The 11,984-nt window shown below is 53.8% G+C and carries 10 protein-coding genes; 7 read left to right on the top strand and 3 right to left on the bottom strand.

The genetic code is table 11. The features are described 5' to 3' along the window. Positions 1–1,509, bottom strand: coding sequence for an ATPase RavA (gene ravA / locus AC2FC2_RS09065; RefSeq protein ID WP_209638107.1), 1,509 nt, complete (start codon positions 1,507–1,509; stop codon positions 1–3). Between the two features lie 283 nt (positions 1,510–1,792). Here ravA and kup point away from each other — a divergent pair, with 283 nt between their 5' ends. From kup to rbsR, 7 genes are all read left to right on the top strand, one after another. After that, positions 1,793–3,661 (top strand): low affinity potassium transporter Kup, encoded by a 1,869-nt coding sequence (gene kup, locus AC2FC2_RS09060; RefSeq protein ID WP_209638109.1) that lies wholly within the window; start codon positions 1,793–1,795, stop codon positions 3,659–3,661. Positions 3,662–3,836: 175 nt separating this feature from the next. After that, positions 3,837–4,256 (top strand): D-ribose pyranase, encoded by a 420-nt coding sequence (gene rbsD / locus AC2FC2_RS09055; protein ID WP_209638111.1) that lies wholly within the window; start codon positions 3,837–3,839, stop codon positions 4,254–4,256. Positions 4,257–4,263: 7 nt separating this feature from the next. Then, positions 4,264–5,769, top strand: a complete 1,506-nt coding sequence (rbsA, locus tag AC2FC2_RS09050) for a ribose ABC transporter ATP-binding protein RbsA (RefSeq protein ID WP_209638113.1) — start codon at positions 4,264–4,266, stop codon at positions 5,767–5,769. 6 nt (positions 5,770–5,775) lie between these two features. Then, positions 5,776–6,741, top strand: a complete 966-nt coding sequence (gene rbsC, locus AC2FC2_RS09045; RefSeq protein ID WP_037421280.1) for a ribose ABC transporter permease — start codon at positions 5,776–5,778, stop codon at positions 6,739–6,741. A 24-nt stretch (positions 6,742–6,765) separates the two neighbouring features. Further along, complete coding sequence (gene rbsB, locus AC2FC2_RS09040; protein WP_037421308.1) at positions 6,766–7,653, top strand: ribose ABC transporter substrate-binding protein RbsB; 888 nt, start codon at positions 6,766–6,768, stop codon at positions 7,651–7,653. A 49-nt stretch (positions 7,654–7,702) separates the two neighbouring features. After that, complete coding sequence (rbsK, locus tag AC2FC2_RS09035) at positions 7,703–8,629, top strand: ribokinase (protein WP_490659105.1); 927 nt, start codon at positions 7,703–7,705, stop codon at positions 8,627–8,629. A gap of 5 nt (positions 8,630–8,634) precedes the next feature. Further along, positions 8,635–9,636, top strand: a complete 1,002-nt coding sequence (gene rbsR / locus AC2FC2_RS09030; RefSeq protein WP_209638117.1) for a ribose operon transcriptional repressor RbsR — start codon at positions 8,635–8,637, stop codon at positions 9,634–9,636. Here rbsR and mdtD read toward each other — a convergent pair. Continuing rightward, positions 9,633–11,048, bottom strand: coding sequence for a multidrug transporter subunit MdtD (mdtD, locus tag AC2FC2_RS09025; protein WP_490659104.1), 1,416 nt, complete (start codon positions 11,046–11,048; stop codon positions 9,633–9,635). The genes rbsR and mdtD overlap by 4 nt on opposite strands. Before the next feature lie 67 nt (positions 11,049–11,115). Continuing rightward, positions 11,116–11,805, bottom strand: a complete 690-nt coding sequence (locus tag AC2FC2_RS09020; protein WP_490659103.1) for a FadR/GntR family transcriptional regulator — start codon at positions 11,803–11,805, stop codon at positions 11,116–11,118. Between the last annotated feature and the right edge of the window lie 179 nt (positions 11,806–11,984).

Here is an 11,984-nt window from a genome sequence, read left to right as displayed (position 1 = left end):
TTACTGGCCGCGCATCTGCTGGTGCTGCTGTTTGATTTGTTCCGCCACTTGCAACAGGCTGGCTTCAATTTTTGCCAGGCCAGCCGCGGGGGTAAACAAGCAGGGCTGATGCTGACTGAACAACCGACGTTGCTCCGCCAGGCGCTGCGCCAGTGCGTCCATTTCATCCAGCATCGCCTGGGGTGTTCCGCCGGTCTGTATGCCGGGCAGGGCCAACAGTGAAGGCTGACGGCTAACATCCAACACGGTGAGATGCAGTTGTTCGTCTACTTCCAGATCAATTTGTTGTGCAAAGCCAATGCCATTGAGCTTAGCGCGTACGTCACCGCCTTTTTGCAGCCAGTTTTCCAGAACGCTATTTTCAATACTCAGATGGTTAACCTGAATATCATGCAGTTGCAGTGGTTTTTGCAGTAACAAGGTCAGGGCGCCGGTCCCAAGCGGTGTTGCCAGGGCATACTGCGGTTTCCTGCTGAACATGCCGCCTTTTTTTACTAAGGCGATCGCTCGGCTGTCACTCTGCTGTTGCTGATGCTGCACCCAACGGGTGTGAATCTGTTGAAGTTGAATCAATAACGTTTGCTGTTGGTAGGCTGACTCGGTCAGCAACTGGTCAATTTGCTGTTGCAGCAGTTTCAATGAGGTGAGGTCGTGCCACAGGCAGTCTTTCAATAGCATCAGGTCAAGCGGAGCCACGGCATCGCGGCCGCTGAAGAAAGCACAGGCCTGTAACAGCCGAAGTGCTTTTTTCCACCGACGATCGGAGACATAAGGGGCGTGGTCTAATGCATCCAGCCGTTGGCGCAACTGGAAGATCAGTTCAAAGCACGTTTCTGGCAGCTTGATTTTGTCTATCTGTGGCTGCCATTGATGATACTCCTCGTCACTGATGCTCAGCGCTTCCGGCACCGGGTTTTCATTCTCGTTCTGACGACTGACCAGCAGTGAGCGGAAATTCTGTTTGTCCTGCACTTTATCCAACCACAGACGTATCAGCATACGGTCGTACAGGGCTTCCAGGCTGTTATCGGATTCCGGCAGTTCGTTAGAGGCCGTGACCAGCAATCTTAGTGGGATCGGCTCTTCCGCGTTACCGTTACGGAAGCGACGTTCGTTGATCGCCGTGAGTAACGTATTGAGGATCGCCGGGCCCGCTTTCCAGATCTCATCCAGGAACACGATTTCTGCCTCGGGCAGATAACCGGCGGTCAGGCGCTGATAGCGGCCTTCATCTTTTAATGCCTGGATAGACAATGGGCCGAACACTTCTTCTGGCGTTGAGAAACGCGTCATCAGATATTCAAATGAGCGCGCGCTGCGAAAGGCAAATTTTAACCGGCGTGCGATCAGGCTCTTGGCGATGCCGGGTGGGCCAAGCAGAAACACGCTTTCACCGCTTAGCGCTGCCAGCAAACACAGGCGAATTGCTTCCTGTCGTTCATAAAGGCCGCTCTCAAGCGCGTTGCTGAGGCGGGATATCCGTTCTGCCAGAAGTGATGATGGCGCCATATTATTGCCGTGTTGTCCGAGAGTTAGCCAATCTTGGTGGATAATCCGATGATAAACCACCATTATTTTTAATGGTATAGCTTGTTGATTAGTAAAATCTTTCTATTATCAAAAGAGCGGCTGGTTCACATTTTGTTTATTTTTAGGGTCTGATATAAGAGTAGGCAAGCAGTATAAATCGTGCATACTGTGCGCCTTTTAGTGGGCGTAACGGATCTTAGAGCCCGTATCTCTGGCTGATGCGGATGCATCGCTAACGGATGTTCTAATAAAGAAACGAATTATGAGCACAGAGCATAAACAGTCTTTATCGGCGGTAACCCTTGCAGCGATTGGGGTCGTTTACGGTGATATCGGCACCAGCCCTCTCTATACTCTCAGAGAGTGTTTCTCCGGCCATTATGGCTTCGATGTTCGTCCAGACGTTGTTTTCGGCTTCCTGTCACTGATTTTCTGGATGCTGATCGTCATTGTTTCCCTGAAATACCTTACCTACGTCATGCGAGCGGATAACGCTGGTGAAGGCGGTATTCTGACGTTGATGTCATTGGCTGGGCGCCACACGTCGGCGCGCACCACCGCTATATTGGTGATTCTGGGCCTGATTGGTGGCAGCTTCTTCTATGGCGAGGTGGTAATCACGCCAGCAATATCGGTGATGTCGGCGATAGAAGGGCTGGAAATTGCTGCCCCGTCGCTTGATCCCTATATCGTTCCGCTGTCTATCTTGGTGCTGACGGTGCTGTTTGCCATTCAGAAGCACGGTACGGGGAGCGTCGGTAAGCTGTTTGCGCCAGTGATGTTACTGTGGTTTATCGTGCTGGCTGTGTTGGGTGCACGTAGCATTATGGCCAACCCAGAAGTGCTGCAGGCGTTAAACCCGAAATGGGCGCTGAACTTCTTTATTGAATATAAGAAGGTTTCGTTCTTTGCGCTGGGGGCGGTAGTGCTGTCGATCACCGGTGTCGAGGCGTTGTACGCCGACATGGGGCACTTTGGTAAATTCCCTATCCGCCTGGCCTGGTTCACCGTCGTGTTGCCTTCACTGGTGCTGAACTATTTCGGCCAAGGTGCGCTGCTACTGAAAAACCCTGAGGCCATCAAGAACCCATTCTTCCTGTTAGCCCCGGACTGGGCGCTGATCCCGTTATTGATCCTGGCGACGCTGGCCACGGTTATCGCCTCTCAGGCGGTGATCTCCGGCGTATTCTCACTGACGCGTCAGGCAGTACGTTTGGGTTACCTGTCACCGATGCGCATTATTCATACGTCGGAAATGGAGTCGGGCCAAATTTACATTCCGGTGATTAACTGGACACTGTATATCGCGGTGGTATTAGTGATTGTCGGGTTTGAACACTCCAGTAATTTGGCCGCGGCATACGGTATTGCCGTAACTGGGACCATGGTACTGACCAGTATTCTGGTGACCTCCGTGGCGATCAAAAACTGGCATTGGAACCGCTTCTTCGCGGTGGGCATTCTGGTCATCCTGCTGATTATTGACGTGCCGATGTTCGCTGCAAACGCCTTGAAGCTGTTCTCTGGCGGTTGGCTGCCGCTGCTGCTGGCGCTGGTGATGTTCATCATCATGACAACCTGGAAAAGCGAACGCTTCCGCTTACTGCGTCGCATGCATGAGCACGGTAATTCCCTTGAGGCGATGATTGCTTCATTGGAGAAATCACCGCCGGTGCGTGTGCCTGGTACTGCGGTATTTATGTCGCGTGCCATCAACGTGATTCCTTTTGCCCTGCTGCATAACCTGAAGCACAACAAGGTGCTGCATGAGCGGGTGGTGCTGTTGACGCTGCGTACTGAGGATGCGCCTTACGTACATAACGTACGCCGGGTGACTATCGAGCAACTGTCACCGACCTTCTGGCGGGTGGTGGCTAGCTATGGCTGGCGCGAAACGCCGAACGTTGAGGAGGTGTTCCACCGCTGCGGGCTGGAAGGGCTACCGTGCAGGATGACGGAAACCTCGTTCTTTATGTCGCACGAGTCGCTGATTCTCACTAAACGCCCTTGGTATTTGTTCCTGCGTGGCAAGTTGTTTATCGCATTGAGCCGTAACGCGCTGCGCGCGCCAGACCAGTTTGAGATCCCACCGAATCGGGTGATCGAACTCGGCACCCAGGTCGAGATTTAACTCTCCCTCAAGGGCTCAGCAATCGCTGGGCCCTTTCTGTTGATGTTCTCGGTAACACGAGCGAAACGTTTCGATAATGATCACATTTCTGCATTATCCCGGTTGCCTTCTCCTGACGTTTTTTTAAACTCCAGACACAAGCGAAACGTTTCGCTGGCGGAATGAGAAAAAGAAAATGAAAAAAGGCGTGCTGCTGAATGCTGATGTCTCTGCCGTGGTTTCCCGCCTCGGCCATACCGATCAGATCGCCATTTGCGATGCGGGGTTGCCTATTCCAGCGGCAACGCAGCGTATCGATCTGGCGCTGACGCAGGGAGTGCCGACGTTTTTACAGGTGCTCGAGGTGGTGACTCAGGAGATGCAGGTAGAAAGCGCCATTCTGGCAGAAGAGATCATCAAACAAAATCCGCCGCTCCACAACGCATTGTTGGCTCAACTGACCGAACTCGGCCAACACCAGGGCAATACCATTAGCGTGAGCTATATCAGTCACCGTGCCTTCAAAGCGCAAACTGAACACAGCCGGGCGGTGATCCGCAGCGGGGAATGCTCGCCATACGCGAATGTGATCCTCTGTGCCGGCGTAACTTTCTGAGGCGTCTATGCAACCTTTACTGCAACTGAAAGGGATCGATAAAGCCTTTCCCGGCGTGAAGGCGCTTTCCGGCGCTGCGCTCAGCGTTTATCCCGGCAAGGTGATGGCGCTGGTGGGGGAAAACGGTGCGGGAAAATCCACCATGATGAAAGTGCTGACCGGCATTTATAACAAAGACGCCGGCAGTCAGTATTTTCTCGGTAAAGAAGTGGCGTTCAACGGCCCGAAGGATTCGCAGGAAGCGGGTATAGGTATCATCCATCAGGAACTTAATCTGATCCCGCAATTGACGATTGCGGAGAACATCTTTCTCGGGCGTGAGTTTGTCAACCGTATCGGCCGCATCGACTGGAAACGCATGTATGCCGAAGCCGACAAACTGCTGGCGCGGTTGAACCTGAGTTACAGCAGTCACCGGCTGGTGGGTGAACTGTCGATTGGCGATCAGCAGATGGTGGAAATCGCCAAGGTGCTGAGCTTCGAATCGAAGGTCATCATCATGGATGAGCCAACGGATGCGTTGACCGACACCGAAACCGCTTCTTTATTTAAAGTGATCAACGAACTTAAGGCCGAAGGGCGAGGCATTGTTTACATTTCGCACCGGTTGAAAGAGATTTTTGAAATTTGCGATGACGTTACGGTATTTCGTGATGGGCAGTTCATCGCCGAACGACCGGTCAGCGAGCTGCAGGAAGATTCGCTGATAGAAATGATGGTAGGCCGCAAGCTGGAAGAACAATATCCGCGTTTGAATCAGCCGCGTGGTGAAAAAAGGCTGGAAGTCAGCCAGGTCTCCGGCCCGGGCGTGCATGACGTCAGCTTTACGCTATACCGCGGCGAAATACTTGGCGTTGCCGGGTTGATGGGCGCTGGGCGTACCGAGTTGATGAAAATTCTCTACGGTGCCGCACCGCGTAAAGCCGGTACCGTCAAACTCGACGGGCATGAGGTGGTCACCCATTCTCCACAGGATGGCTTGGCAAACGGCATTGTGTATATCTCAGAAGACCGTAAGCGCGATGGCCTGGTGTTGGGGATGTCAGTGAAGGAAAACATGTCGCTGACTGCGCTGCGTTATTTCAGCCGCGCCGGTGGCAGCCTGAAACAGGCCGAAGAACAGCAGGCGGTGGGCGATTTCATCCGCTTGTTCAATATCAAGACACCGTCGATGGAACAGCCGATAGGCCTGCTCTCCGGCGGCAACCAGCAGAAAGTGGCAATTGCCCGCGGCCTGATGACGCGGCCAAAGGTGTTGATCCTCGATGAACCAACGCGGGGGGTCGACGTCGGTGCCAAAAAAGAAATCTATCAGTTAATCAACCAGTTCAAGCAGGAAGGGTTGAGCATCATTCTGGTGTCGTCGGAAATGCCGGAGGTTATGGGCATGAGTGACCGTATTCTGGTCATGCACGAAGGACATCTCAGCGGCGAGTTCCCGATTGAACAGGCCACCCAGGAAGCGTTGATGGCTGCGGCTGTTGGCAAGCAATACGGCGTAAAGCAGGAGTAATCAGATATGAGTTCCCAGAGTGTGGCAAAGCGCTGGTTCAGTAAAGAGTGGCTGTTAGAGCAAAAATCACTGATTGCTCTGCTGGTGCTGATCGCCGTGGTTTCTTCAATGAGCCCGAATTTCTTCACGGTAAACAACCTGTTCAATATTCTGCAGCAAACGTCGGTGAACGCCATTATGGCGGTAGGGATGACATTAGTGATCCTCACTTCCGGCATTGATTTGTCGGTAGGATCGTTGCTGGCATTGACTGGCGCAGTGGCGGCGTCGATCGTCGGTTTTGAAATTAACGCGGTGGTTGCCGTCGCGGCGGCATTGGCATTGGGTGCGGCAGTGGGGGCCTGTACCGGGGTGATCGTTGCCAAAGGCAAGGTTCAGGCATTTATTGCCACCCTGGTCATGATGCTGTTGTTGCGCGGGGTCACCATGGTGTACACCAACGGCAGCCCGGTGAATACCGGCTTTACCGACGTGGCGGATACTTTCGGCTGGTTCGGCATCGGCCGCCCATTGGGGGTTCCAACCCCGATCTGGATCATGGCGATCGTATTTATCGCCGCCTGGTACATGCTGCACCATACCCGTTTGGGCCGTTATATTTATGCCCTGGGCGGTAACGAAGCGGCGACCCGCCTGTCCGGTATCAGCGTCGATAAAGTAAAGATTATCGTCTATTCACTCTGTGGATTGCTGGCTGCGCTGGCGGGCGTGATTGAAGTGGCGCGTTTGTCTTCGGCACAGCCAACCGCCGGTACCGGCTATGAGTTGGACGCCATTGCAGCAGTCGTGCTGGGCGGTACCAGCCTGGCGGGTGGCAAAGGCCGCATTGTTGGCACGCTGATCGGGGCGCTGATCCTTGGCTTCCTGAATAATGGCCTGAATTTATTGGGTGTTTCTTCCTACTACCAAATGATCGTGAAGGCAGTGGTGATACTGCTGGCGGTTCTGGTAGAGAACAAAAGCAACAAATAACCTCCCCCTACAGGAATCACGATGATGAAAATGAAAAAATTGGCAATTCTGGCTTCAGCCTTCGCGCTGAGCGCTACCCTGAGTGCTAACGCACTGGCTAAAGACACCATCGCGCTGGTGGTCTCTACCCTGAATAACCCGTTCTTCGTTTCGATGAAGGAAGGCGCACAACAAGAAGCGAATAAACTGGGCTACAACCTGGTGGTGCTTGATTCGCAAAACAACCCGGCGAAAGAGCTGGCAAACGTGCAGGACCTGATGGTGCAAGCACCTAAGTTGCTGTTGATCAACCCAACGGATTCTGATGCCGTTGGTAATGCTATCAAGATGGCTAATCAGGCCAAGATCCCTGTCATCACATTGGACCGTGTGGCGAGCAAAGGTGACGTCGTCAGCCATATCGCGTCTGATAACCGTGTCGGCGGTAAAATGGCCGGTGATTTTATTGCCAAAAAAGTCGGTGCAGACGCTAAAGTGATCCAGCTGGAAGGGATTGCCGGTACTTCTGCGGCACGTGAACGCGGCGAAGGGTTTAAACAGTCTCTGGATCAGAACAAATTCAAACTGTTGGCTAGCCAACCGGCAGACTTCGACCGCACCAAAGGGTTGAACGTGATGCAGAACCTGCTGACCGCTCACCCAGACGTGCAGGCCGTTTTTGCACAGAATGATGAAATGGCGCTGGGTGCATTGCGTGCACTGCAAACCGCCGGTAAAACCGATGTGGTCGTGGTAGGCTTCGACGGCACTGCCGATGGCGTGAAAGCGGTTGAAGGCGGCAAACTGGCGGCAACCGTGGCACAGCGTCCAGATCAAATTGGTGTGATCGGCGTAGAAACTGCCGACAAAGTGCTGAAGGGCGAAAAAGTACCGGCCACGATTCCGGTAGATTTGAAACTGGTCACCAAATAAGACACACCCGCGCCATCTTATGATGGCGCGCAATTCAGGAATCAATGCGATGGAAACAGGTAAGCTGGTGGTTCTGGGCAGCATTAATGCCGACCATATCCTCAATATTGAGCATTTCCCACATCCGGGTGAAACGGTGATCGGGAAACAGTATAAGGTGGCGTTCGGTGGCAAGGGCGCTAACCAGGCGGTGGCTGCAGGGCGCAGCGGGGCAGATATTGCCTTTATCGCCTGCGTGGGGGCTGACGATATCGGCGAACGCATCCGCAAACAGCTGGCGACCGATCGCATTGATACCCAACCGATTGAAGCTATTGCCAACAGCACCACCGGCGTGGCGCTGATTTTCGTCAACGCGGAGGGCGAGAATGTGATCGGCATTGATGCCGGCGCCAATGCCGCAGTGACACCAGACTATCTGGCGCGTTACCAGCAAAAGATTGTGGATGCCGATGCGCTGCTGATGCAGCTCGAATCTCCGTTGGAGACCGTTATTGGCGCCGCCAAACTGGCGAAACAGCACCAAACTCAGGTGATCCTCAATCCGGCACCGGCACGTGAATTGCCGGATGAGCTGCTGGCAATGGTCGATATGATCACGCCAAACGAGACAGAAGCCCACCGCCTGACCGGTATTACGGTCAACAATGACGATGATGCTGCACAAGCCGCCCAGGCTTTGCATGATAAAGGCATTGCCACGGTGATCATCACTCTTGGTAGCCGAGGTGTCTGGCTGAGTGAGCAGGGTAACGGCAAATTGGTGCCAGGTTTTAAGGTCAAAGCGGTAGACACCATCGCTGCCGGTGACACGTTCAATGGCGCACTGGTAACGGCGCTATTGGAAGGGAAAGTGATGGCTGATGCGGTGCGTTTTGCTCATGCGGCGGCGGCGATTGCGGTGACCCGACCGGGCGCACAGCCTTCCGTGCCTTGGCGCGAAGAGATTGATGCCTTTTTGCAGCAGCAGGAGTAACCCCTTTGGCCACCATGAAAGATGTCGCCCGTCTGGCGGGTGTTTCAACCTCGACGGTCTCGCACGTCATTAATAACAATCGCTTTGTCAGCGACAGTGTGCGAGCTAAAGTCATGGCGGCCGTTGAACACCTTAACTATGCCCCCTCTGCACTTGCGCGTAGCCTCAAACTGAATCAGACGCGCACCATCGGCATGTTGGTCACCTCCAGTAACAACCCTTTCTATGCTGAGGTCGTACGCGGCGTTGAACGCAGTTGCTATGAGCGTGGCTACAGCCTGATCCTGTGCAATACGGAAGAGGACGCCGCGCGCATGAATCGCAACATGGAAACGCTGCTGCAAAAACGTGTCGATGGTTTGCTATTAATGTGCACCGAGAACCACCGGCCATCGCAAGATGCGCTGAGCCGTTATCCCTCACTCCCTATAGTGATGATGGACTGGGCTCCGTTCGAGGGGGCTAACGACATTATCCAGGACAATTCGTTGCTGGGCGGTGAGATGGCGACCGATCACCTGATCGCCCGCGGGTATCGCAAAATTGCCTGTATTGCCGGGCCACAGGATAAAACCACGGCACGCCATCGGTTAGAAGGCTATCGCCGGGCGATGCAACGCGCCGGGTTGGCTGTCCTGCCGGGATATGAAGTGCACTGTGATTTTGAATTTGAAGGTGGCGTTGATGCCATGAAACAATTGCTGGCGTTGGCTGAGCCACCGCATGCGGTATTTGCCGGTAATGACGCTGTTGCGGTAGGGGCCTATCAGGCCTTGTACCAGGCCGGGTTATCGGTACCGCAGGACATGGCAGTGATGGGCTACGATGATATTGAGCTAGCCAAATACCTGGCTCCGCCACTCAGTACTATTCACCAGCCAAAAGATTCTCTGGGGGAGCTGGCGATCGATGCGTTGATCAACCGCCTGCAAAACCCAGAACGTGACGCTCAGGTTTTGGTTTTAACGCCTGAGCTGGTGGAACGCGCCTCGGTGGGGTGGCGTTAACCTGTGACCTTTGCCGGTTTCTTTGGGTCTTGGCCGCTGATCAGGTTACGGCCGTCTTTTCTTCTTAATAATAGAAACACAAATGCCGACGCCACGGTGACAATGCCCATGGTAACAAAGGTGTAGTGGAAGTGATCAACCATGGTGCCGAGTGACATCGTTTGATAGAAACGCAGTACCGCCGCACTGATCGCCACGCCGAAGCTAATGGATAATTGTTGCGTGACGGCCAGCACGCTGTTGCCGGAGCTGGCATTGCTGTCGTTCAGGTCAGCCAGGCTGATGGTGTTCATGGCGGTGAATTGCGTAGACATGGCCATTCCCAGCACAAACAGCGGCAGAATCATCAACCACAGCGGCATGCCAGGGCTTTGCAGTGCGAACTGAGCTATCAGTACGCCAATAATGATGGTGATACCAACCAATGTTTTGCGATAGCCAAACCACCGCAGCACTTGAGTGACGGTGGATTTTGCCATCAACGAACCGACGGCTGTCGGTGCCATCATGCAACCGGCAATTATTGCTGAGTAACCAAAACCGACTTGCAGCATCAACGGCATCAAAAACGGAACACAGCCGGTACCAAGGCGTGAGGCAACATTACCGGCAATGCCTACCGAGAAGGTCCGGGTCTGGAATAAATCCAGGCCAATGAGGGGCTGGGGGTGTCTGCGGGCATGGGCGATATAGCCAAACAGCATCACCACGCCGCTGAGCAGAATGCCCAGAGAGATATAGCTGGCCAGGACTTGTTCACCAAACAGCTCCAACCCAGTGGAAACCAGCACCAGGCTCAAACCAAACAACATAAAGCCAATAAAGTCGAAGCGGCGCTTGGGCGTGGTGAAATCCGGCATATATTTGCGTGCATAGAAGATGCCGAGCAGGCCAATGGGGATATTGATAAGGAAAATCCAGTGCCAGGTGGCATAGGTTACCAGCCAACCGCCCAGCATCGGGCCCATGATCGGACCAACCAACCCGGGCATGGTCACGAAGTTCAACACCGGTAACAGTTCGCTGCGCGGGTAGGCGCGTAGCAGCGCCAAGCGTGCCACGGGCATCATCATCGCACCGCCGACGCCCTGAATGACGCGTGACGTCACCAGAACGCTGAGCGTCGGGGAAAGGGCGCACAGCAGGGAGCCGAGAGTAAACAGCGAAACCGCGATGATAAACACGCGGCGGGTGCCGAAGCGATCTGCCAGCCAGCCGCTGACCGGGATCAGCATGGCGACCGTCAAGGTGTAGCTGATCACGGCCGACTGCATTGCCAACGGAGAGCGCTCCAGGCTTTGAGCTATTGCCGGTAACGCGGTATTGAGGATAGTGGCGTCCAGCGCCTGCATAAAGAACGCCATTGCGGCGATCCAAGGTAGCCCTGCCATACTGCGCGCGGATTTAATCATTATGAGTCCTGGTTAACCGTCGTATTCGTCCCTTTCATCTTTCTTCTATATATAAGTAGGGAGTGAGTTAGTCTTTTTCTCTGAGCAAAATTTGGCAGGCGGATAATGCCTCTGCGCTGTCACCGGCGAGTATTGCATCGACGATGGCCTGATGGTGCTGCAGCTTAATCACTTCGTTACCGGTAATGGCACGGAAGTAACTTTGATACACCGAACTGAACAAATTAGCGAACGACGTTAGAAACGGATTGCCGCTGGCCTCATAGATGAGCTGGTGGAACTGGGTATCAACCTGAATCCAGTGTTCGCGATCGAACTGGATATGCAGTGCTCGCATCTCTGCCATCAGTTCAGCCAGCCGGGCGGTTTGCTGAGTGCTGGCATGGGCCGCCGCCAGTGAGCAGGCCTGAGGTTCCAATGAGGTGCGTAATATAAGGAAGTGCTGCATCACCTGATCGAAGTTCTCTTTGGTCATCCACCAGGTCAGTAAATCCTGATCGAGAAAATTCCATTGGCTTTGCGGCATCACACGGGTACCGATGCGTGGGCGAGGTAACAGCATGCCTTTGGCCGCCAGCATCTTCACAGCTTCGCGTACCGCTGTGCGGCTAACGCCGAATTGTTCACCCAGCTCCATCTCCCCGGGCAGGATGCTACCGGCCTGATAATCGCCTGCCAGAATTTGTTGGCCGAGTTTTTCTGCAAGAAGATAAGAAAGATTGCGTTGGGCGGCCTGTTGTTGAGCATTAAATTGCATGGCTGCGATTCCTTTACTGACATTGTTACTCTTATTTTACTCCACGGACCGCCAGCTTTTGTGGCTGTTTACCGGAAAAAGTGACGAAAACGCTGACTTGTGCAGCGCTTTGTTGAAAAAAAACGCGCTTGAAAAGTTTTTTGCATTTAGGGGTTGCGGCCTTCTGAGAACTCCCTATA

Source organism: Serratia sp. CoH_122_TC_1 (genome assembly GCF_058191755.1).
Note: the sequence above shows the minus strand (reverse complement) of the source record. Positions and strands in the feature narration are given on the sequence as shown.